At 72.4% G+C, this 21,796-nt stretch carries 21 protein-coding genes and 1 pseudogene; 13 read left to right on the plus strand and 9 right to left on the minus strand.

The features are described 5' to 3' along the window. Positions 1-17 precede the first annotated feature (17 nt). Together JQN84_RS02835 and cofC are read right to left on the minus strand one after the other, a co-directional pair. Positions 18-2,177, minus strand: coding sequence for an RNA degradosome polyphosphate kinase (locus tag JQN84_RS02835; protein WP_239484816.1), 2,160 nt, complete (start codon positions 2,175-2,177; stop codon positions 18-20). Between the two features lie 459 nt (positions 2,178-2,636). Then, positions 2,637-3,290 (minus strand): annotated as a pseudogene (cofC, locus tag JQN84_RS31200) (2-phospho-L-lactate guanylyltransferase); the annotation flags it as partial. 128 nt (positions 3,291-3,418) lie between these two features. Between cofC and JQN84_RS02845 the strand changes: the two are divergent. The 5 genes from JQN84_RS02845 (at position 3,419) to JQN84_RS02865 (ending at position 8,535) form a co-directional block, all read left to right on the plus strand. Then, on the plus strand, positions 3,419-4,144 hold the full coding sequence (locus JQN84_RS02845) for a lysophospholipid acyltransferase family protein (protein WP_204956816.1): 726 nt from the start codon (positions 3,419-3,421) through the stop codon (positions 4,142-4,144). Between the two features lie 40 nt (positions 4,145-4,184). Beyond that, complete coding sequence (locus JQN84_RS02850) at positions 4,185-5,192, plus strand: NAD(P)H-dependent glycerol-3-phosphate dehydrogenase (RefSeq protein ID WP_145918311.1); 1,008 nt, start codon at positions 4,185-4,187, stop codon at positions 5,190-5,192. Then, the gene (locus tag JQN84_RS02855) at positions 5,189-6,343 is read left to right on the plus strand and encodes a cystathionine gamma-lyase (protein WP_204956817.1); all 1,155 of its coding nucleotides are present in this window, start codon (positions 5,189-5,191) and stop codon (positions 6,341-6,343) included. The genes JQN84_RS02850 and JQN84_RS02855 overlap by 4 nt, the downstream gene beginning before the upstream one ends. Positions 6,344-6,500: 157 nt before the next feature. Continuing rightward, positions 6,501-7,292: a putative protein N(5)-glutamine methyltransferase gene (locus tag JQN84_RS02860; protein WP_204956818.1), complete on the plus strand. Its 792-nt coding sequence runs from the start codon at positions 6,501-6,503 to the stop codon at positions 7,290-7,292. A gap of 187 nt (positions 7,293-7,479) precedes the next feature. Continuing rightward, positions 7,480-8,535 carry an ROK family protein gene (locus tag JQN84_RS02865; RefSeq protein ID WP_204956819.1) on the plus strand — a complete coding sequence of 352 codons (1,056 nt, stop codon included), beginning with the start codon at positions 7,480-7,482 and terminating at the stop codon, positions 8,533-8,535. 73 nt (positions 8,536-8,608) lie between these two features. Here JQN84_RS02865 and JQN84_RS02870 read toward each other — a convergent pair whose 3' ends face one another. After that, positions 8,609-8,809 (minus strand): DUF397 domain-containing protein, encoded by a 201-nt coding sequence (locus JQN84_RS02870; RefSeq protein WP_145918315.1) that lies wholly within the window; start codon positions 8,807-8,809, stop codon positions 8,609-8,611. A 7-nt stretch (positions 8,810-8,816) separates the two neighbouring features. Then, positions 8,817-9,662, minus strand: a complete 846-nt coding sequence (locus JQN84_RS02875; RefSeq protein ID WP_204956820.1) for a helix-turn-helix domain-containing protein — start codon at positions 9,660-9,662, stop codon at positions 8,817-8,819. A gap of 251 nt (positions 9,663-9,913) precedes the next feature. Here JQN84_RS02875 and JQN84_RS02880 point away from each other — a divergent pair, with 251 nt between their 5' ends. Beyond that, positions 9,914-10,144 (plus strand): hypothetical protein, encoded by a 231-nt coding sequence (locus tag JQN84_RS02880; protein WP_204957300.1) that lies wholly within the window; start codon positions 9,914-9,916, stop codon positions 10,142-10,144. Between the two features lie 150 nt (positions 10,145-10,294). Then, positions 10,295-11,389, plus strand: coding sequence for a D-alanine--D-alanine ligase family protein (locus tag JQN84_RS02885; RefSeq protein WP_204956821.1), 1,095 nt, complete (start codon positions 10,295-10,297; stop codon positions 11,387-11,389). A 56-nt stretch (positions 11,390-11,445) separates the two neighbouring features. Here the strand turns inward: JQN84_RS02885 and JQN84_RS02890 are convergent, their stop codons facing one another. Next, complete coding sequence (locus JQN84_RS02890) at positions 11,446-11,718, minus strand: hypothetical protein (protein WP_204956822.1); 273 nt, start codon at positions 11,716-11,718, stop codon at positions 11,446-11,448. Further along, a complete protein-coding gene (locus JQN84_RS02895) occupies positions 11,715-11,975 on the minus strand; it encodes a hypothetical protein (RefSeq protein ID WP_204956823.1) in 261 nt (86 codons plus the stop codon). The genes JQN84_RS02890 and JQN84_RS02895 overlap by 4 nt, the downstream gene beginning before the upstream one ends. Positions 11,976-12,291: 316 nt before the next feature. Between JQN84_RS02895 and JQN84_RS02900 the strand changes: the two genes are divergently transcribed. Beyond that, positions 12,292-13,158 (plus strand): helix-turn-helix domain-containing protein, encoded by an 867-nt coding sequence (locus JQN84_RS02900; protein ID WP_307820970.1) that lies wholly within the window; start codon positions 12,292-12,294, stop codon positions 13,156-13,158. Further along, positions 13,151-13,342, plus strand: coding sequence for a DUF397 domain-containing protein (locus JQN84_RS02905; protein ID WP_204956825.1), 192 nt, complete (start codon positions 13,151-13,153; stop codon positions 13,340-13,342). The genes JQN84_RS02900 and JQN84_RS02905 overlap by 8 nt, the downstream gene beginning before the upstream one ends. 76 nt (positions 13,343-13,418) lie before the next feature. Here the strand turns inward: JQN84_RS02905 and JQN84_RS02910 are convergent, their stop codons facing one another. Both JQN84_RS02910 and JQN84_RS02915 read right to left on the minus strand, forming a co-directional pair. Further along, complete coding sequence (locus JQN84_RS02910; RefSeq protein ID WP_204956826.1) at positions 13,419-17,366, minus strand: tetratricopeptide repeat protein; 3,948 nt, start codon at positions 17,364-17,366, stop codon at positions 13,419-13,421. Between the two features lie 245 nt (positions 17,367-17,611). Continuing rightward, positions 17,612-18,196: a TetR/AcrR family transcriptional regulator gene (locus JQN84_RS02915; protein WP_204956827.1), complete on the minus strand. Its 585-nt coding sequence runs from the start codon at positions 18,194-18,196 to the stop codon at positions 17,612-17,614. A gap of 66 nt (positions 18,197-18,262) precedes the next feature. On the opposite strand from JQN84_RS02915, the gene JQN84_RS02920 reads away from it, so the two are divergent. Genes JQN84_RS02920 through JQN84_RS02930 form a run of 3 tightly spaced genes read left to right on the plus strand, consistent with a single transcriptional unit; the run spans position 18,263 to position 19,910 of the window. Beyond that, positions 18,263-19,165: an oxidoreductase gene (locus JQN84_RS02920; RefSeq protein ID WP_204956828.1), complete on the plus strand. Its 903-nt coding sequence runs from the start codon at positions 18,263-18,265 to the stop codon at positions 19,163-19,165. 60 nt (positions 19,166-19,225) lie between these two features. Next, on the plus strand, positions 19,226-19,441 hold the full coding sequence (locus JQN84_RS02925; protein ID WP_204956829.1) for a hypothetical protein: 216 nt from the start codon (positions 19,226-19,228) through the stop codon (positions 19,439-19,441). A 28-nt stretch (positions 19,442-19,469) separates the two neighbouring features. Then, positions 19,470-19,910, plus strand: coding sequence for a VOC family protein (locus tag JQN84_RS02930; protein ID WP_204956830.1), 441 nt, complete (start codon positions 19,470-19,472; stop codon positions 19,908-19,910). A 35-nt stretch (positions 19,911-19,945) separates the two neighbouring features. Here the strand turns inward: JQN84_RS02930 and JQN84_RS02935 are convergent, their stop codons facing one another. Next, positions 19,946-20,965 (minus strand): aldo/keto reductase, encoded by a 1,020-nt coding sequence (locus JQN84_RS02935; RefSeq protein WP_204956831.1) that lies wholly within the window; start codon positions 20,963-20,965, stop codon positions 19,946-19,948. Positions 20,966-21,183: 218 nt separating this feature from the next. Between JQN84_RS02935 and JQN84_RS02940 the strand changes: the two genes are divergently transcribed. Next, positions 21,184-21,780, plus strand: a complete 597-nt coding sequence (locus JQN84_RS02940; RefSeq protein WP_204956832.1) for a TetR/AcrR family transcriptional regulator — start codon at positions 21,184-21,186, stop codon at positions 21,778-21,780. Positions 21,781-21,796 lie beyond the last annotated feature (16 nt).

Here is a 21,796-nt window from a genome sequence, read left to right on the forward strand (position 1 = left end):
CGCGACCACCTGGTGGATCAGCCGGCGGAACTGCCCACCCGGCGCAGCAGCAGCTCCTGCAGGTCGTGCAGCGGCTCTTCGGCGGTGCCGGTCCGCCGGGTCCAGCTGCCGTCGGCGGCGAGCTCGAACGCGTCCACGTCCGGGCTCATCGCCGTGGTCATCACCTGGTCCAGCTCGGCGCGGGCGACCGGGTCGCTGACCTGCACCAGCGCCTCCACCCGGCGGTCGAGGTTGCGGTGCATCAGGTCGGCCGACCCCATCCAGAACTCGGCGTCGCCGTTGTTGCCGAACCGGAAGATCCGCGAGTGTTCCAGGAACCGGCCGAGGATCGAGCGGACCCGGATGTTCTCCGACAGCCCCGGCACCCCCGGCCGCAGCGTGCACATGCCCCGGATCAGCAGGTCCACGTGGACACCGGCCTGCGACGCCCGGTAGAGCGCGTCGGTGATCTCCTCGTCGACCAGCGAGTTCACCTTGAACTGCACCAGCCCCGGCATGCCCAGCCGGACGTGCGCGATCTCCCGCTCGATCCGCTCCACCAGCCCGCTGCGGATGCCCTGCGGGGCCACCAGCAGCCGCCGGTACGCGGTCTGCCGGCTGTAGCCGGTGAGCACGTTGAACAGGTCGGTCAGGTCGGCGCCGATCTCCGGGTCGGCGGTGAGCACGCCGAAGTCCTCGTACAGCCGGGCGGTCTTGGGGTGGTAGTTGCCGGTGCCGATGTGGCAGTACCGGCGGATCTGGTTGCCCTCCTGGCGTACCACCAGGGCGGTCTTGCAGTGCGTCTTGAGCCCGACCAGGCCGTACACGACGTGGCAGCCGGCCCGTTCCAGGGTGCGCGCCCAGCCGATGTTCGCCACCTCGTCGAAGCGGGCCTTCAGCTCCACCAGCACCACCACCTGCTTGCCGGCGGCGGCGGCGTCGACCAGCGCGTCGACGATCGGGGAGTCCCCGCTGGTGCGGTAGAGGGTCTGCTTGATGGCCAGCACGTTCGGGTCGGCGGCGGCCTGCTCGACGAACCGCTGCACGCTGGTGGCGAACGAGTGGTACGGGTGGTGCACCAGCACGTCGCCGTCGCGCAGGGTGGCGAAGACGCTGCGCGGCACCTCGCCCTCGGTCAGCCGGGGGTGGGTGGCCGGCACGAACGGCTTGTCCTTGAGGTCGGGGCGGTCCGCCTCGCCGTAGAGCTGCCACAGCGCCGACAGGTCCAGCAGGCCGGGGACCCGCAGCACGTCGTGGTCGTCCATGTCCAGCTCGCGGACGAGCAGCTCCAGCATGTGGTCGGAGATGGAGGCGGCCACCTCCAGCCGGACCGGGGGGCCGAAGCGCCGCCGGGCCAGCTCCCGCTCCAGGGCCTGGAGCAGGTCCTCGTCGCGGTCCTCGTCGACCTCCACCTCGGCGTTGCGGGTGACCCGGAACAGGTGGCACTCGACCACCTGCATGCCGGAGAAGAGCTGCCCCAGGTGCACCGAGATGAGGTCCTCGACGGGCAGCATCCGCAGCCCCGGCTGGTCCCGGCCGACCCGGACGAAGCGCGGCACGTTGTTGGGGACCTTGACCCGGGCGAACAGCTCCGACCCGCCGTCGGGGTCCCGCACCGCCACGGCCAGGTTCAGCGACCGGCCGGAGATGTACGGGAACGGGTGCGCCGGGTCCACCGCGAGCGGGGTGAGCACCGGGAAGATGTGTTCCCGGAAGTAGGTGCGCAGCCGCTCCCGCTCCGGGTCATCCAGCTCGGCCCAGCGGATGATGCGGATGTCCTCCCGGGCGAGCTGCGGCAGCAGGTCGTCAACGAAGCAGGCGGCCTGCCGGGCGACCAGCCCGGCGGCGCACTCGGTGATCCGCTCCAGCTGGGTGCGCAGCGGCAGCCGGTCCCCGCCGCGTACCGGCAGGCCGGCGGAGAGCCGCCGTTTGAGCCCGGCCACCCGCACCATGTAGAACTCGTCGAGGTTGCTGGCGAAGATGGCCAGGAACTTGGCCCGTTCCAGCAGCGGCGTGCGCGGGTCCTCCGCCAGGGCCAGCACCCGGCCGTTGAAGTCGAGCCAGGACAGCTCCCGGTTGAGGAACCGGTCCGCCGGTAACGGTGTGACGGCGGGCGGCCCGTCGGTCGCTGTCTCCTCGCCGCCGGCCGGCCTCTCGGCGGTGGCCGGGCGGTCGTCGGCGTCGAGCACCTCGTCCAGTCCGGCGGAGGCCCCGGCGGCGCTGGCACCGGGGGAGTCGGGGGCGGTGGCGGAGACCTCCTCCGGGGCGCGGCGGGTCCGGGAACCGGTGCGACGGCGGGTGCCGTTGCGGGCGGGGTCGGCGGCGGTGGACGGGCTGGTGGGGTGCTCGCGAGGGGTGCTCACCCGCTCATAATCACCCGATTACGGTTAACGCAAAATGAACTTGGGCCTGGTTGTTCAGACCATCGTCGGCAACGTCACCCGGACGACCGCGCCGTCCGGATCGGTGTGCACCGTCAACCGTTGGCCGAGGCGCAGCAGCCGCAGCCCGGAGGCGTCGAAGGCACTGGCCGGGAAGGGCAGTTCGGTGCCGTCGTCGAGGAGCAGCACGCCGGTGCGGCTCTGCGCGTCGAAGGTCGCCACGGTGCCCTGCATGCCAGCACCGTACACCTGACCGTCGGTACGCGGCCCCCGGCCGGTGCGGCCGGGGGCCGCCGGGACGACGCCGGTCAGCGCGGCGGTCGCCGGGCCGAGACCGAGCCGGGCCGCGTCGGCCAGGTCGGCGGCGGTGTCCACGTCGCGGCGCAGGCTCGGCCAGACACCGGGCAGCGGGACCGCCCCGGAGGCCAGGTGCGCCGCCGCCGAGCCGGCCCCGAACCGGGGCGCAAGCGGCACCCCCGGGGGTGTGGTGAGCAGCACGGTGCCGGTGCCGGGGGCGTCGGCCACGAACCGGCGTACCCCCGTCGGGCCGGTGCCGGCCGCGTGCAGCGCGGCGGCCAGTTCGGCCGGGCGTAGCGCCGGCAGGTCGGCGGTGAGGGCGGCCAGCCAGCTCCGGCCGTCGTCGGCCGCCGCCTGCACGCCGTGCCGCAGGGCGGCGTTCAACCCGGCGTCCGGATGGTCCGGCACCACCCGCGCGCCCGCCGCGCCGACCGTCGCCGCCACCTGCGGGTCGGCGGTGACCACCAGCACCTCGGCCACCGCCGGGCAGGCCAGCGCCGCGCCGACCGTGTCGGCCACCAGCGCCAGCGCCAGCTCCTCGTGCGGTACGGCCGGCAGCGCCCCCCGCAACCGGCTCTTCGCCGCGCGGAGCCGCTTCACCGGCACCACCGCCACCCACCTCGCCTGGCCCACGTCGACAATCCTGCCAGCGGCGGCGGCGGTACCCGCACTGGCCGTACCCGGGACGAGCAGGCATGATTTCCGCTGCGGGCACGCAACGGTGGGGGTGCGGCACGCGGGTGGGGTGACGAGGAGGCACGGTGGCGCGGCGCAGGCTGGGTTTCTGGCGACGGTTCGCCGTGGCGCTGGTCAAGCCCGTGATGCTGGCCTGGACCCGGCGCACCTGGCACGGTGTCGAGCAGCTGCGCCGCCCCGGGGGCGTCATCATCGTGCCCAACCACATCTCGCACGCCGACCCGCTGGTCTGCGCCCACTTCATCTACGACGCCGGCCGGTGGCCGCAGTTCCTCGGCAAGGCCAGCGTGTTCCGGGTGCCTCTGGTCGGCTACATCCTGCACCGTTGCCGGCAGATCCCGGTGGAACGGGAGACCGCCACCGCGGTCAAGTCGCTGGACCGGCTGGTCGCCGCGCTGGACGCCGGAGGCGCGGTGGTGATCTATCCGGAGGGCACCATCACCCGGGAGCCGCAGCTGTGGCCGATGAAGGGCAAGACCGGGGCGGCCCGGCTGGCCCTGGCCACCGGCGCGCCGGTGGTCCCGGTGGTGATGTGGGGTCCGGAACGTCTCTTCGACCCGCGTACCAGCCGGGTGGGGCTGCGTCCCCGGACCCCGGTGACGGTGGTGGCCGGTCCGCCTGTCGACCTGGACCGGTGGGCGGGGGCCACCCCGAGCCGGATGGTGCTGGAGGAGATGACCGACCAGATCATGCTGACCCTGCGGGACCTGCTCGCCGGGGTCCGGGGCGGCACACCACCGCCGCTGTGGGAACGTCCCGTCCGTACGCGTACTCCCGAGGGGACCGAATGAGCGAGTGGATCGACCGGCGCGACGCAGGGGCAGGGGTGGCGTGAGCGGGCACGTGGCGGTGCTGGGGGCCGGTTCGTGGGGGACGGCGTTCGCCAAGATCCTCGCCGACGCCGGTCGGGAGGTGACCATCCTCGCCCGGCGCGAACAGGTCGCCGAGGCGATCCGCGTCCACCGGCGTAACCCCGACTACCTGCCGGAGCTGCGGCTGCCCGACCGGGTCACCGCGACCGGCGACGCGGCCAAGGCGATCTCCGGCGCGGAACTGGTGGTGCTGTCGGTACCGTCGCAGACGCTGCGCGGCAACCTCGCCGAGTGGGCCGGCCACCTCGCCCCGGACGCCACCCTCGTCTCCCTGATGAAGGGGATCGAGCTGGGCACCACCAGGCGGATGAGCGAGGTGATCGTGGAGACGGCCCGGGTCACCCCGGACCGGGTGGTGGTGGTCTCCGGCCCCAACCTGGCCCCCGAGATCGCCGTCGAACAGCCGGCCGCGACGGTGGTCGCCGGCACCGACGCCCGCCGCGCCGAACTGGTGCAGCAGTCGATCCGCACCCCGTACTTCCGGCCGTACACCAACGACGACGTGATCGGCTGCGAGCTGGGCGGAGCGGTCAAGAACGTGATCGCCCTGTCGTACGGGATCGCCACCGCGATGGGGTTCGGCGACAACACCCGGGCCATGCTGATGACCCGGGGACTTGCCGAAACCGCCAGGTTGGGGGTGGCGCTCGGGGCCGACCCGATCACCTTCGCCGGCCTGGCCGGGATGGGTGACCTGGTGGCCTCCTGCTCGTCGCCGCTGGCCCGCAACCGCACCTTCGGCGAGCACCTGGGCCGGGGGGAGACCCTGGAGCAGGCGCAGGCGGCCACCCGGCAGACCGCCGAGGGCGTGAAGAGCTGCCTGGCCATCCGGGACCTGGCCCGCGCGCACGGGGTGGAGATGCCGATCACCGAACAGATCGAGCGGATCTGCCACGAGGGGATGGACCCGAGACTCGCGGTGGACGCCCTGATGAGCCGGACCGCCAAGCCGGAGTCGTACGAGTGAGCGGCGGACCCGTCGACCCGGCGACGCCCTGGCACGACGGCACCCGGTGCGTGCACGCCGGGCTGCCCGAGCCGGAGCCGGGGCAGCCGTTCCTGCCCGGCCCGGTCTTCGCCGCGCCCTACCACCTCGACCCGTGGCAGGGGCCGGCCGCGACACCGAACGGCTACGGCCGCCCGGACAATCCGACCCGACGGCTGCTGGAGGCGGCCATCGGCGAGTTGGAGGGCGGCGACTGCCGGGTCTTCGCCTCCGGTCAGGCCGCCATCACCGGGCTGCTGCTGGCCGTGCTGCGCCCCGGTGACACCGTGTTGCTGCCCGCCGACGGGTACTTCCCGGTCCGGGCGTTCGCCACCGCCACCCTCGCCGCCCTGGGGGTACGGGTCGGGTTCGTGCCCACCGCCGGGCCGTACCCGTCGTTCGACGACGTACGGCTGGTGCTGCTGGAGACCCCGGCGAACCCGGGCCTGGACGTGGCCGACATCGCCGCGGTGGCCGACGTGGCGCACGCGGCAGGCGCGTTGGTGGCGGTGGACAACACCACCGCCACCCCGCTCGGGCAGCGCCCGTTGGATCTCGGCGCGGACCTGGTGGTCGCCTCCGGCACCAAGGCGTTGACCGGCCACTCCGATCTGCTGCTCGGCTACGTGGCCGCCCGGTCGACCGAGCTGCTGGAGACGGTGACCGGGTGGCGCACCACCACCGGCGCGGTGCCCGGGGCGTTCGACGCCTGGCTGGCCCACCGCTCGCTGGCCACCCTGGACCTGCGGCTGGCCCGGCAGTCCGCCAACGCGGCGGCCCTGGTCGAACTGCTCGCCGCCCGGCCCGACGTGACCGGGCTGCGCTGGCCGGGCCGCCCGGAGGATCCGGCGTACCCGGTGGCGTCGCGGCAGCTGCGCCGGATGCCGGGGGTGCTCTCGTTCGACCTCGGTGACGCCGACCGGGTGGCCCGGTTCGTCGCCGCGTCCCGGCTGGTCGCCGCCGCGACCTCGTTCGGTGGCCTGCACACCAGCGCCGACCGGCGGGCGCAGTGGGGCGACGACACCGCCCCCGGGTTCGTCCGGCTCTCCTGCGGGGTGGAGGACACCGCCGACCTGGTCGCCGACGTGACCGCCGCACTGGACGACGCGGGGGCGGCCGGTCCGCTATCGTGATCCCGGCCCGCACGGGCCCCGACCGGAGGAGGTGAGTCCGATCCATCAGACGTCAGGACCGGCGCTCCCCGTCGAGTCCCGTCGCCGCGGCAACGGATCCCCGTCGCCGCGCTAGCGACGGTGGGAGCGCCGACGTGCGCTCCCGAAAGGCATCACCATGGCATCCGATCCGTTCCCCCACGACCCCGCCGCTCTCGTCGCCCGGCTGCGCGCCGCCGGCTGCGTCTACGCCGAGGACGAGGCCGCGCTGCTCACCGCCGCCGCCGACTCGCCGCAGGCGCTCGCCGCCCTCACCGACCGGCGGATCGCCGGTGAACCGTTGGAACACCTGCTCGGCTGGGCCGAGTTCTGCGGCCGGCGGGTCGCCGTCGACCCGGGGGTGTTCGTCCCCCGGGCCCGGACCGCGCTGCTGGTGGAGACCGCCGCGTCGGTCGCCGGGCCGGACCCGGCGCTGGTCGACCTCTGCTGCGGGTCGGGGGCGATCAGCGTCGCGCTGGTCGACCGGCTCGCCCCGCGCTGGCTCGCCGCCGTCGACGTCGACCCGGCCGCCGTCGCCTGCGCCCGCCGCAACCTGGCCGGCCGGGACGTCACCGTCGTGCAGGGCGACCTGTACGACCCGCTGCCGGCGCACTGGCGGGGCCGGCTGGACGTGGTGGTCGCCAACGCCCCGTACGTGCCGACCCCGGCGGTGGCGCTGATGCCGGCGGAGGCCCGGCTGCACGAGGCGACGGTGGCGTTGGACGGCGGCGTCGACGGGCTGGCCGTGCTGCGCCGGGTCGCCGCCGGTGCGGTCGACTGGCTGCGGCCCGGCGGTCACCTGGTGGTGGAGGTCAGCGCCGGGCAGGCCGGGGCGCTCAGTGCCGCGATGACCGACCTGGGGCTGCTGCCGACGGTCCTGCACGCCGACCGGTGGGACGCGACAGGCGTCCTGGCCCGCCGCCCGGAGTGAGCGCCGCGCCGGCCGGCCGCGTGCCGTCCGCGCCGGTCGACGCCGCCGTCCGCGCCGGTCCCGTGCCGTCGGCGCGGGGCCGGTCGCCCCGGCGTGGGCGGTCGGTCGGTGGGCTGGCCGCACGTGGGGCGTGACGGGCGCCGGGAACGGGAACTAACCTCGCATCAGGCCCGGTCGGAGGTGGCGGATGGTCAGCGTGGACGTGCCGGTGGTGGTCGGCCTCGACAACGGTGGCACCAGCAACAATGCCACGGTGCTCCGCCTGGACGGCCGGTTCCTGGTCGACGGCTTGGTGGAGACCCCCAGCAGGGTGACCGCCGGCCCGCAGGCGGCCATCGAGGCGCTGGCCGACGCGTTCGACGGGGTGCTGGCGCACGCAGGTGTCTCCCCCGGCCAGGTCCGGGCGGTGGGGCTGGACACTCCCGGCCCGGCCAGCGCGACAGGCGTCATCTCGTCGCGGGGCTCGACGAACTTCGCCCAGCCCGCCTGGCACGGCTTCGACGTGCGCGGCGCGCTGGAGCGGCGGCTCGGACTGCCGGTGATCTATCACAACGACGGCAACGCCGCCGCGCTCTACGCCCACCACGTCCATTTCGGAGCCGACGCGGCGGCCCGGTCGTCGGTGGCGGCGATCGTCGGCACCGGCCTCGGCGGCGCGGTGGTGGTCGACGGGCGGGTGGTCACCGGGGCCGCCGGCATGGCCGGCGAGTTCGGTCACGTGCACATCCCGCTGGCCGGACTGCTCGCCCCCGGCCAGCCCGAACCGCGCTGCGCCTGTGGGTTCGCCGGGGACGCGGAGAGCGTCGCCTCGCTGACCGCGATCCGGCGCAACCTGCTGCCGTACTGGCTGTCGCGGTATCCGGGGCATCCGCTGGCGCAGGAGCCGCCGGATCGGGCCGCCACCCTGCTGCGTGGGTACGCCGAGCGGGGCGACGCGCTGGCCCGGGAGGTCTTCGCCCAGCAGGCGACGGCGCTCGGCCGGCTGTTCACCATCGCGGCCAACTTCACCGATCCGCACGCGTACTTCGTCGGTGGCGGGGTGGTGGAGGCGGCACCGGAGTTCCGGGACTGGTTCCTCGACACCGTCCGCGCACACACCGTGCTGCGGGAGGAGCAGGCCGCGCTGGCGACGTTCGCGCTGGTGCCGGACCGGGACATGGCCGGCGCGCGCGGGGTGGCCATCGCCGCCGCCGAGGCGGTCCGGTCCGCCGCGACCGTACCCGCCGACGCCCCGGTCGACTGACCCCTCCACCCGCCGACGCGCCCGGCCCCGCCCCGCACCCTGTCATGAAGGGTGCGGGGCGGGGCCTGGGTGTTCAGCGGCGCGGTGGGGCGGTGGCGAAGGCGGACCAGGCGGCGGGCGGGAAGAGCAGCACCGGCCCGCCCGGGTCCTTGGAGTCGCGGACCGCGACCCGGCCCGGCAGCGACGCCAGCTCGACGCAGGCCCCCTCGTCCCCGCTGTGGCTGCTCTTGCGCCAGGCGGCCCCGGACAGGGCCCCGCCGATCGTCGGTGTCATCGGTCTCCTACCGTCCCTTCATCAGTTGCACGAGTTGGTCGCGGCTGTCGGCCGGGCTGAGCGCGACGGTCCGCAGGTGTTCCATGATCTTGGTGCAGGTACGCAGGTCACCCGGCCGGTCCAGGACCATCTGGCCGGCGACCGTCTCCACCGAGGCGATCAGCGGGTCCTCCGGGTCGGCGAACTCCAGGATGTGCAGCGAGCCCCGGGTACCCCGGTGGTAGCCGGCGGCGAGCGGGATCACCTGGACGGTGACGTTCGGCAGCTCCGAGGTCTTGAGCAGGTGGCTGAGCTGTGCGTGCATCACCGTCCGGTCGCCCACCGGACGCAGCAGCGCGCCCTCGTCGATGATCGCGTCGAAGATCGGCGGTTCGGCGGAGGTGATCCGCTGTTGCCGGTCCAGCCGGAGTTTGACCCGCTGTTCGACCTGCTCGTCGGTGAGGGTGTGCGGCCCGCCCCGCATCACGCCCCGGATGTAGTCGGCGGTCTGGAGCAGCCCCGGGACGATGGACGGTTCGAAGTTGGCGATCGCGGTGGCCTCGGCCTCCAGCGCGATGAAGTCGATGGTGCGTTTGTCGAGCAGGTGTGAGTAGGGCACCCACCAGCCGGGCTTGCGGGTGTCCTTGGCCAGCTGGACCGCGGCGGCGATCTCGTCGGGCCGGACCCCGTAGAGGCTGAGCAGCGCGCGGACGGTGGCCGGGCTGACCAGCGTCTGCGCGTTCTCGTAGCGGCTGAGCGTGCTGCGGGTGCTGTTGATCTCGTCGGCGGCGGCCTCCAGGGTGAGGCCGGCCGCTTCCCGGTGGGCGCGCAGGGCGATGCCCAGGCGGCGAGCCCGGGCGGTCTTCGGTGCCATACGTCGATGGTGACACAGGTCTATGGGAAGACGTGCATGAGAGAAGGTCGATGAGAGTTGCATTCACGCCTGTCCACCTGTCACTCTGTAACGGAGTCCTCACCAGCGGTTGTCGTGGCGACGGCGATGGTGAGTGACCGGAGGGGATGAGGCGCGTGGCGATCGGTTTACTCCCCCGTTCCCGATCGCCACGTGCCGCCGCCGCATGCGTCGAGAAAGGACTTCCAACAGTGAGGGGTCTGGTGACGGCGATGACGCGGTTCCTGGTGGTGCTCAGCGACGTCCGGCCGGTGGAGACACCCACCCGCGACGAGCGGGCCCGGCCCGAGCGTCGGCGGCAGGTGGTCGGCACCAGCAGCCGGGAGGCCGCCGACCGGATAGCCGGGGCGTTCATGGCCCTCGGCATGGTCCGGGCCGGGCGGCAGCGGGTGAAGGTGATCGCGGTCGGACGGGGGCGTGGCAACCGCCTCCACCGGCCCTGATCGTGACGTAACGTATCGGGTCGGATGACCGTTTGCGAGGGTCGCTCGCTTCCTGCCGGGTATCACCATCGGCGCCCCGCAACCCACAGTAAGGTCAGTCGGGTGAGCGCAACTGACGGCTCCGCAGTCGCGTACCGAGAGGTGACCCGAGTGACCACCCCAGGCAAGACCCGCGTGGCGATCGTCTTCGGCGGACGCAGCCCCGAGCACGGCATCTCCTGCGTCAGCGCGGGCAGCGTGCTCGGCGCGCTCGACCCCGACGAGTACGACGTGGTGCCGGTCGGCATCACCCGGCAGGGCCAGTGGGTGCTGACCAGCGGGGACCCGGGCGAGTTGGCGATCCGGGCGCGCAAGCTCCCGGAGGTCACCGCCGGGGCCGGGGCCGAGGTGGTGCTCCGCGCCGACCCGACCGCCGGTGGCCTGCTGGTGCTCGACCCGACCGAGGGCCCCCGCGCGTTCGCCGACGTGGACGTGGTCTTCCCGGTGCTGCACGGCGCGTACGGCGAGGACGGCACCATCCAGGGCATGCTGGAGATGGCCGACATCCCGTACGTCGGGGCGAACGTCTTCGCCTCCGCCGCCGCGATGGACAAGGAGTTCACCAAGAAGCTCTGCGCCGCCGAGGGCATCCCGGTCGGCCCGTACGCGGTGCTGCGCAACGGAATGACCCTCAGCGAAGCCGACAGGCAGCGGCTGGGCCTGCCGGTCTTCGTCAAGCCGTCCCGGGCCGGCTCGTCGTTCGGCATCACCCGGGTCGACGACTGGGCGCAGCTCGACGCGGCCGTCGCCACCGCCCGTGAGATCGACACCAAGGTGCTGGTCGAGGCCGCGGTCGTCGGCCGGGAGATCGAGTGCGGCGTGCTGGAGGGCGAGGCCGGCGGTGCGCCCGAGGCGTCCGTGCTGGCCGAGGTCCGGATGGTCGGCGACCGCGAGTGGTACGACTTCGAGGCCAAGTACCTCTTCGCTGACGAGGTCTGCGAGTACGACGTCCCCGCCGGCCTGCCCGACCGGGTCACCCGCCAGGTCCAGGAGTACGCCACCCGCGCCTTCACCGCGCTGGACTGCGCCGGCCTGGCCCGGGTCGACTTCTTCGTCACCCCCGACCTGGACGTCTACCTCAACGAGATCAACACGATGCCCGGGTTCACCCCGACGTCGATGTTCCCCCGGATGTGGGCGGCCAGCGGCCTGGAGTACCCCAAGCTGGTCAACCGGCTGATCCGCACGGCCCTGCACCGGCACTGACCACCGCGCCGGCCGTCCCGCTGCCTCGGCGGCGCTCGCCCGGTGTCCACGAACGGTCAGGGCCTGCGGGCCGTCGTGGCGTGGGCAGGCCGCCGGGTGGCGCTCTGCGGCGGCGGGTGCCCCGGGTCCGCCGGCCGCACCCCGGCGCGCCGCACGAAGATGCTCCGCCGGGTCACCGCCCGGTCCCGGGCGTCGAGCTGGTAGACCTCAAGCCAGACCCACCCGTCGTACGTCGGCCGGTCGTCGATCCGGATCAGCCGGCACCTGATCGGGCGGATGAACTGCACACTGGCGGCCCGGGTGATCAGCAGCAGGTCGCCGGGTCTCACGGCGTACCCCGGTCGGTCTGCGCAGGTCGGTGGGTCTGCGCGGGCCGGTCGGTCGACGCGCCGTGTTCGTGGGTGGTGGGTTCCCGGGGCTGCCGGTCGGGGCGGTCGCGCCAGACGCGGAGGGTTTCGGCGGCTGCGGCGAGGCGGAGGCAGGAGCCGTCGGGCAGACAGCGGGTGCAGGCGTCGCGGTGGTGGAAGTCGACCACGTAGCCGGCCATCAGGACGCGGAACGGCGGTTCGGGCCGCCCCTCAAACACGGCCGGATCCCCGCCCGACTGGTCCGTCCACCCGGGCCGGTGCATCGGGCGGAACGGTCCGTCGCGCAGGGGACGGCTGGCCGATGACATCGATCGGATGATCTTTGCGCTGGAACCACTTCCGACGGGCCACGTGGCCACCTCCATTGATCGTCGACAGGCCGCTCTGCCAGCCACGATCCGAGATCAGAGCTGATCCGTGCAATGCTCCCGATGAGACACTCGCCGGAACGGTGCGCCTTGCGGGTGGCGAAGCGGAAACCGTCGCACGGCACGTCTGGTGACGTGTCGTGGTGAGACAGGAAGGATGGTGTCCGTGACGGAGATCGGCTCGACCGTGCCGAGACGAGAACTCGGCCGGCTGCTCAGACAGGCCCGGGAAGTCGCCGGCTTCGGCCTGGAGGCCGCCGCGTCCGACCTGGAGTGGTCACGTGCCAAGATGTACCGGATAGAGGCCGGGCAGACACCGCTGCGCGCACTCGACGTCGACCAGATGTGCCGCCTCTACGGCACCCCGTCCGAGCTGACCGAGGTCCTGGTCAGCCTGGCCAAGGAGTCGAAGAGCAAGGGCTGGTACCACGCCTATGGCGCGGTCATCCCGCGCTGGTTCCAGTTGTACGTCGGCCTGGAGGTGGCGGCCAGTCGCATCCGCACCTACGAACACGCCCTGGTCCCGGGCCTGCTCCAGATCCCGGAGTACGTCGCCGAGGTGGCCCGCACCAGACCTGGTATCGCAGACGAGGACGTGGTGAAACTCGTCGAACTCCGACAGGAACGTCAACGCCTCCTCACCAGGAAGCGGCCCGCGGCACCCGAGTTCGAGGCGATCATCGAGGAATCAGCACTACGTAAGCGGGTGCCTAGTATGGCTGGGCAGATAGACAGGCTGATCGAAGCTGGCCGGGCTGAGAACATCACTGTCAGGATCATTCCGGTCGCCTCGGGGCTGAGTCGCGCAGCGATCGCAGGGAGCTTCGTCATCCTGGATTTTCCCACCAAGGGAGCCCGGTCTGCCGAGCCGACGACGGTCTACAGCGAAGGGCTCTCCGGAGCGCTCTATCTCGATCGCCTCGACGAGGTCAAGGCTTACGCCCAGGTGTGGAACACGCTCAATCTTCAGGCACTGAACGCGGAGGAGTCGTGCAGGCTGATGCAGAAGATCAAGGAGGAGTGCCATGGCTGAACTCAACAGGCTGATCTGGCGTAAGAGCAGCCGTAGTAGCGACCAGGGCAACTGCGTCCAGGTCGCGGACAACCTGTCCGCTGTGGTGGGAGTGCGGGACAGCAAGGACATCGCTGGGCCGGTGCTGGTCTTTTCCGTGTCCTCCTGGCGGAATTTCCTCTCTGTCGTCCGTCAGGCCGACTGAGGAGCCACTCGGACGATCTCGCCCCTCTGCCCAGGCTCGTCGGCGGAGGGGCGCTCGATCGACGCGTAATGCGATGCTACTGCTGACCGCTCTCGTCGGATAAATTACCCAAATATTCCCTGATCTGCTCGATTAGGGCAGTCGCGCCTATTTTTTCCGCAGCGGCGAGGCTGATTTCCCACAATTGGCGAGCCTGGTCGATCTGGCCTGCGGATGCCATTAGTTGCCCGAATGTAAAACCGACGATCGCGATCCCGTCGGCACGTTGAAGCCGGCGCAGGATTAGTAGAGATTCGTCCAGGTGTTCGACGGCAGACTCGTAATTCTGCTGGGCTAGATCTATCTGTGCCAGGCCCCACCTGGCCGACGCGATACTATCGAGATCGCCGTGCTGCTCGTGTACCTGCAGCCGCTTTCGGTGCAGCTTTCTCGCTTCGTCGTAGTTGCCGCGTTGGTAGTGGATTTCGGCGATTCGGCCGTGGGTGGTTGCGGTTTCGCGGGTGTCGCCGAGTCGTTGGTAGACGGGTAGTTGTATTTCTTGGTGGATGCGGAGTGCTTCGTCGTAGTCGCCACGTTGGTGGAGTATGTCGGCGATTTTTCCGTGGGTGACGGCGGTTTCGCGGATGTCGCCGAGTCGTTGGTAGACGGGTAGTTGTATTTCTTGGTGGATGCGGAGTGCTTCGTCGTAGTCGCCGCGTTGGTAGTGGATGTCGGCTATTTTTCCGTGGGTGACGGCGGTGGCGCGGGTGTCGCCGAGTCGTTGGTAGACGGGTAGTTGTATTTCGCGGCGGATGCGGAGTGCTTCGTCGTAGTCGCCGCGTCGGTAGAGTATGTCGGCGATCTGGCCGTGGGTGACGGCGGTGGCGCGGGTGTCGCCGAGTCGTTGGTAGACGGGTAGTTCGATGTCGCGGCGGATGCGGAGTGCTTCGTCGTAGTCGCCGCGTTGTTGGAGTATGTCGGCTATTTTTCCGTGGGTGATGGCGGTGGCGCGGGTGTCGCCGAGTCGTTGGTAGACGGGTAGTTGTATTTCGCGGCGGATGCGGAGTGCTTCGTCGTAGTCGCCGCGTTGTTGGAGTATGTCGGCGATTCTTCCGTGGGTGATGGCGGTGGATTGGGTGTCGCCGAGTCGTTGGTAGACGGGTAGTTCGATGTCGCGGCGGATGCGGAGTGCTTCGTCGTAGTCGCCGCGATAGAAGAGGATGTCCGCAATGCTGCCGTGGCAGGTCGCGGCCTCCTGCTCTGATCCCCCCTCGGTAAAGAGGCGTTGGGCGTATCGCAGTAGTTGTTCGGCCCGGTCGGGTTGACCGCGGGTTATCAGAAACGTTGCCTGTTCAGCGATGGCCCGGGCCTGTTCGAGTCGATCCACTTCCGACGCTTCGGTGCTCTGCGCCTGCCGTACCGCACGGTCGAACATCTCCTCTGCGGTGTCGCCGTCACCGCTGGTCATCGCAGCGTCGGCGACCACACGGAGCAGGTGGGTCGGCACCACGGTGCGATGCCGGTCGAGGAGGGCAATCGCCTCTTCACCGAGCCGGAAGGCATCCCCGGCATGGCCGGCGCGCACTTCTCGTACCGCCCCGGCGCTGCAGGCCGCGACGACGGCGGCCGACGTGTCGGCGGTCAGGGCCAGACGGGTCAGTTGTAGGTCCAGGGCCGAGTCCCGCCGTCGGGATGCGGTGCCACCCCATGCGGTGAAGAGCGGCTCCACCGCCAGTGCCGCCAGCTTGGCATGTTCCTCGTCGGTGAGCGGGGCGAGCCGGCCGGCGGCGAGCGCGTTGACGGCGACCGCCGGCCGTTGTGGGTCGTACCGGTCGGGGAAGGTGTCCAGCAGGCCGAGCCCGCGCAGCCGCTCCGTCGACCCGCCGACCTCGCCGGCCAGCGCGTCGACCACCGGCACGGGCACCGGCAGGTCGAAGAGGGTGACCGCCCGCAGCAGGGCGACGTGCGGCGGGCCGGCCTGCGCCAGCAGCTCGTCCAGGGCGAGGTTCTCCAGGAACGTCCGCACCTCGGCGTCCGGGGGCAGGTCACCCTGGCGCAGGTACGCCTCCATGCCGGCCACCGCCGCCTCGGACCGTTCCGTCGGCACCTGCTCGCTGTAGACCAGCCGCAGCACGATCAGGTCCTGAAGGCCGGGGTTGCCCCGGCTCACCCACAGTGCCCGTCGGGCCAGCCTGGCCCGTTCGGCCTGCCGGTCCGGTGGTACGAGTGCCTGCTGGCGTCGGTGCAGCTTGCCCTGGGCCACCCCGGACAGCGGGCGCAACTGCACCGGGGTGAGCCGGCTTTCCAGCCCGTCGAGGGTGAACAGGAAGCGGCTGGTGAGCACCAGACGGCTGTCGGTCTCGGCGGGGTCGAACGCCCGCAGCACCGCCGCCAGCACCGGCGCGGCTTCGGCCGTCACCCGGTGCCGTCCCGCCGGGTCGGGACGGAGGATCTGTTCCAGGTCGTCGATGATCAGCAGCAGTGGGCGCTGTCCCTCGCCGGTCTGGGCGCACGGGCCGGTCAGCAGGTCGATGAGCACCGCCTCCAGCGCGTCGGGCCGGCTGCGCACCTCCGGCAGCCGCCTGGCGATCAGCTCCCGCGCCTGTTGGTTGGCCCGTACCGCGTCGGCGACCGCGTCCAGCACCGCCAGCGCGCCGTAGTCACCGAAGACCACCCCGACGGCCCGGTCAGGGAAGCGGTCGACGATCCGGGCGGCCAGGCTGGACTTGCCCAGCCGGCCCTGCCCGTGCAGCAGCACGCCGGCCCGGTCGCCGGACCGCAGCGCCCGCAACGACTGCTGCAACTCCGGCCGTCGACCGACGAACATGTCCGCCGTGGCCACCGGCACGTGCTGCTTGCGGTCGAGGAACTTCTTGGTGCCGCGTACGGCGGACACCAGCGACCGTCGCCGGGTGCCCGCCACCAGCGGGCCGCCGCCGCCCGGCCCCAGCCACAGGCGGGCCAGGTGCCAGTCGGCCCGCAGCCGCGGTGTCGTCGACTCCAGCAACGTCCGACGGGCGTCGGCGACGGCCACCGCGAGGTCGGCCCGGTCGCCCAGCCGCCCGTACAGCCGCTCGGCGAACACGGTGGCCGACCGGTCGCCGACCGAGCCGTCCCAGCCGAGCACCGCCGGCACGCCGGCCGACACCAGGGCGGTGGCCAGTGAGTGGGCGAGCAGCTCGGCCCCGGCGGTCGGCGTACCGGTGCCGGCACGCCGGCCCGGTCCGGGCGGAAGTTGGCCGGTGGCGTCGGCGGCGGTCGCGGTGAGGCAGGCGGAGACGAAGACCAGCCGGGGCATCGTGGTGAGCAGCCCGACCAGGTCGGTGGCGGTGGTGGGGCGCTCGTCGCCCAGCTCGTCCTCCAGCATCAGCACCGGCTCGGCCCTCCGGTCGGGCTGCTCCCGCCAGTTGTTCTGCCCGTGGCAGGACAGGTGCAGCACGGGCAGGCCGCCCAGGTCGGCCAGCCGGTGCGCCAGCTGCGTCGGGTCGCCGGTGTCCTCGACCATCAGGTCGAGCCGGGCCTCGCCGACCGCACGCAGGATCGCCGCCTCCTCGGCCTCGAAGTCGAGTTCGCGCTGCCCGCGCGGTGCCGCCGCCATGAATCCCAACCCCAGCCGGTACGGGTCGAGGGCGGGCCGTACCCCGGGCGGCCCCAGCCGTCGGACGACACCGAAGCGCAGCAGGGCGTCCGCCGCGAGGAACCCGCCGTCGGGGCGGGCCAGCAGCTCGAACGGCGCCCGCAGCACCGCCCACTGTCGCTCGGACGGGGTGCGCGGCCCCTGCACCTCGAAGGTCAGCGGGGTCGCTGCCCGGTGCAGCAGGTCGGTCAGCTGCCCCAGCTCGCCGTCCAACCAGGCGTACAGCGACCGGCCCAACCCGGTCAGCACGTCGTCACCGGCGTCGGCCTGGACCGCCTGCGCGTAACGGGTGCCCAGGTCGCCCACCAGGGTGGCATCCTCGGGGCCGAGTGGTCGGCGCGGTCCGACCCGTTCGCCGTCGACCAGGATCTCGAAACCGGTGTCGTCGAGCACCAGACCAGTTGTCACGCGACCCTCCCCGTGCCGACGCCCACTCCGCTGCGCCGGGTGTTCCCGGTGGCAGGCCCCGTGTCGGAAAGCGACGAGTCGGAAGGGACGTGCCGTCGACGCGTCGACCGGCGTCAGGGAGGGGATTGATCGCCACATTACCCAGCGGGGGAGCGGGCACAACGAAAGTCGAGAAGCCGACAGTCATCGGCAGCGTGAAGCTGTCCCCTGTGGAGCTCGGTGGGGGAGCGGCGGTGCCGGGGCGGTCACCGGGGGCGGGCTCCCCGGAGGAACTGGTCGACGGCGGTTCGGGTGATCCCGTCGAGCAGTTCGGCTGCGACCAGGTTGCCGTTGACCAGCGTGGCGATGCCCTGCAAGGTGGCGAACAGCACGGTGCCGGCGCGGTCCGGGGGACCGGGTTCGAGCATCCCCTGGGCCTGTCCCTCGATGATCAGGTCGTGCAGGAGCCCGAATGGTCCGGCGGCTGCGGCGACGAGGTGTTCGGCCCCCTCGCGGTGCTTGCCGGTGAACATCAGCTCCAGCAGGGCGGCGTCCTCGGTGGCGAACCGCAGGTAGGCGGCGGCGACGGCGTGCAGGCGTGCCCCGAAGTCCGTCCCGGCGTCGGTGAGCGCGGCGCGCAGTTCGGTGTGCAGCCTGGCGAATCCGGCCTCGGCGAGAGCGTCCAGCAGCGCCTGCCGGTCGGCGAAGTGCCGGCGCGGCGCGGCGTGGCTGACGCCCGCCTCCCGGGCCAGTTCGCGCAGCGAGAGCTGGCCCGCGCCGTGCTGGCGCAGGCTGCGCTCGGCGGCGGCGAGCAGCGTCGACCGCAGGTTTCCGTGGTGGTACGTGGGCACGGCGTCATCGTAGCCGGATTAAAGTCGCTGTTGCCAACATTGTTGTCGCCGGATACATTGTTTCCCATGACAACATTCACGACCGCCCAGATCCCCGCCCAGACCGGCCGTACCGTCATCGTGACCGGCGCGAACAGCGGCATCGGCCGGGTCGCCGCGACGGCGCTCGCCGCCCGGGGTGCCCGGGTCGTGCTCGCCGTCCGCGACCCCGCCAAGGGCGCCGCCGCCGCTGCGGGCATGACCGGTGACGTCGAGGTGCGCCGGCTCGACCTGGCCGACCTGGCCTCCGTCCGTGCCTTCGCCGAGGGCTGGACCGGGCCGATCGACCTGCTGATCAACAACGCCGGCGTGATGATCCCGCCGCCGACCCGGACCGCCGACGGGTTCGAGCTCCAGTTCGGCACCAACCACCTCGGGCACTTCGCGCTCACCAACCTGCTGCTGCCGCAGATCCGGGGGCGGGTGGTCACCGTCGCCTCGTCCGCGCACCGGGGCGGAAAGATCGACTTCGCCGACCTCAACTGGGTGCGCAGGCCCTACCGGGCGTTTCCCGCGTACGCCCAGTCGAAGCTGGCGAACCTGCTGTTCACCGCCGAACTGCACCGCCGCCTCACCGAGGCCGGCTCACCGGTGCTGGCGACCGCCGCCCATCCCGGCCTGGCCGCCACCAACCTGCTCGGGCACCTCGACAACGACCGTACCTGGTGGAACCGGCTCCAGACGGCCATGGTCGACCGCTTCGCGCAGAGCGACGCCGACGGCGCGTCGCCCACCCTCTTCGCGGCCGTGGCCGACATCCCGGGCGGCAGCTACGCCGGGCCGGACGGCCTGTTCGAAGGGCGAGGTGCGCCCAAGCTCGTCGGCCGCTCGAAGGCCGCCCGCGACGGTGCCGCCGCTCGTCGGCTGTGGACGGTCTCCGAGGAGCTGACCGGTGTCACCTTCCCGTTGGCCGCCCAGCTCAGCCGGTAGACGACCCGGGCCGTCACCGTCCGTCGTTTGTGGAGGATGGAACCGGGGAACAGGGCCGGTATGGCGAACGGACAGATGAAGACCTTCGGTGGTCTGCTCATGCGGGTTCTCGGTGTGCTGCTGGTCGTGGTGGGTGTGCTGGGCGCGCTGGCCTCGTTGACCCAGGGCAACGTGGTCGGGGTCGTCCTCGGCGTCGGCTTCGTCACGGGTGGCGCGGTGCTGCTCAAGCGTTCGGGGCGGGCCGGCCGACCGGGGGCGGTGGCGTCGACCCGGTGACCGCGCGGCGCGTGGTTAGGGTGGGGCCATGGTGTTCTGGCAACTGACTGTCGACGCGAACGACCCGGCCCGGCTGGCCCGGTTCTGGGCCCGGGCGTTGGGTTACCGGCCGACGCCGCCGGCCGAGCCGTCGACCACCTGGAACGCGCACTTCCGTGGCCGGTTGGGCGGGGCGGCGGCGTTCGAGGACCGGCTGTTCGACCCGGCCGGGCTGCGTCCGCCGCTGTGGTTCCAGCGGGTGCCGCAGGAACAGGCCGGGAAGAACCGGCTCCACCTGGACATCTACCCCACCGGTCGGGACGATGCCATGCCCCAGGCGCAGCGGATCGAGATCGTCGAGGCGAAGGTGGCCGAACTGGTCGCGTCGGGCGCGACCGTGCAGCGCCGCACCCGGGGCGACGACCCGGCGGACCTCTACTACTACGTCACCATGCACGACCCGGAGGGCAACGTGTTCTGCGTGAGCTGACCCCGGGCCGGTCGACAGGTGCGCTGCGCCGGCGCTCAGCGGCGGCGTAGCGCCGGGTCGAGCAGGGCCGGCGGGGTGTCGTGCTTCTCGCCGGGGGCGAGGTCGACGCCGGGGGCGACGATGGCGTCGATGGCGTCGAGCACGTCGGGGGTGAGCACGGTGTCGGCGGCGGCGAGTTGGCTGTGCAGGTGCTCCAGCGTCCGGGGACCGATGATCGCGCTGGTCACGGCGGGGTGTGCGGTGACGAAGCCGAGCGCGAGCTGGATCAGGGTGAGCCCGGCGGCGTCGGCGACCTTGGCCAGCTGCTCGACGGCGTCGAGCCGGGCCCGGTTGGCGGCGATGGTGAGGTCGAAGCGCTCGGGCAGGACGTCGGCGCGGTGGGTGGTGATCTCCCGGCCCGCCCGGACCGCGCCCGACAGCCACCCGGAGGCGAGCGGGCTCCAGGCGAGCACGCCCAGGCCGTACTGCGCGGTGACGGGCAGGACGTGGGCCTCGATGCCGCGTTGCAGGATCGAGTAGCTGGGCTGCTCGGTGACGTACCGGCCCAGGTGGTGTTCCCGGGCGGCCCACTCGGCCTGCACGAGGCGGTACGCGGGGAACGTCGAGCAGCCGAAGTAGCGGATCTTGCCGGCCCGCTGGAGGTCGGTGAGGGCGGACAGCGTCTCCTCGTCGCTGGTCGTCGGGTCCCAGCGGTGGACCTGGTAGAGGTCGATGTGGTCGACGCCGAGCCGGCGCAGGCTGCCGTCGAGCGCGGTGTGCAGCCAGCGGCGGGAGGTGCCCCGGTGGTTGCGTTCGTCGCCCATCGGCATGGCCGCCTTGGTGGCCAGCACGATGTCGTCGCGGCGGCCGGCGATGGCCCGGCCGACCAGTTCCTCCGACTCGCCCTGGCTGTAGCGGTCGGCGGTGTCGATCAGGTTGATCCCGCCTTCCAGGGCGGCGTCGATGATCGCGGTGGCCTCGGCCTGGCCGGTGCGGCCGATGACGCCGAAGTTCATCGCGCCGAGCACGAGGCTGCTGACCTGGACGCCGGTGCGGCCGAGGGTGCGGTACTGCATGAGGGTTTCCTCCACGGGGTGACGGGGTGGCGGCCGGTCGGTGCCGCCGGGAACCACGGCGCGTGCGGACGCACCGTGGGCTGGTGGGGGAGGGGACGGGGCGCGGCTGGTGGCCGGCCGTCCGGCTCTGGCATCATGGTTCAAGCGGAACCGTGTTCCGCTCTGAACTATACGGAACACTGTTCCGTTTGCCAAGGGTGTCCGGAGGTGACGGCGCGATGGTCGACGGTGAACCGGTGCCGCCCACCCCACCCGGGCGCACCGACGCGCCCCGGAAGCGGGCCGACGCCCGACGCAACGAGGCGGCCCTGCTGGAGGCCGCCGCCGAGGCATTCCTCGCCGCCGGGGTCGACGTGCCGGTACGCGACATCGCCGCGCGGGCCGGCGTCGGCGTCGGCACCATCTACCGCCACTTCCCGACCCGGGCCGACCTGATCGTCGGGGTCTACCGGCACCAGGTGCGGGCCTGCGCCGAGGCCGCGCCGGCCCTGCTCGCCGAGGGCGGCACGCCACACGCCGCCCTGACCGCCTGGATCGACCAGTTCGTCGACTTCCTGGTCACCAAGCACGGCCTCGCCGGGGCGATGAACTCCGACACCGCCGCCTTCGAGACGCTGCACGGGTACTTCCTCGACCACCTCGTCCCGGCCTGTGCCAGCCTGCTCGACGCCGCCGCCGCGGCCGGCGAGATCCGCCCCGGCACCGACCCCCGGGAACTGCTGTTCGCCGTCGGCAACCTCTGTGCCGGTCGTGCCCCCTACTACGACGCCCGCCGGATGGTCGGCCTCCTCGTCGCGGGGCTGCGGCTGCGCTGAGGGGCGACGTCCCCGG

The sequence above is a fragment of the Micromonospora humidisoli genome, from assembly GCF_016900955.1.
GTDB lineage: Bacteria > Actinomycetota > Actinomycetes > Mycobacteriales > Micromonosporaceae > Micromonospora > Micromonospora wenchangensis.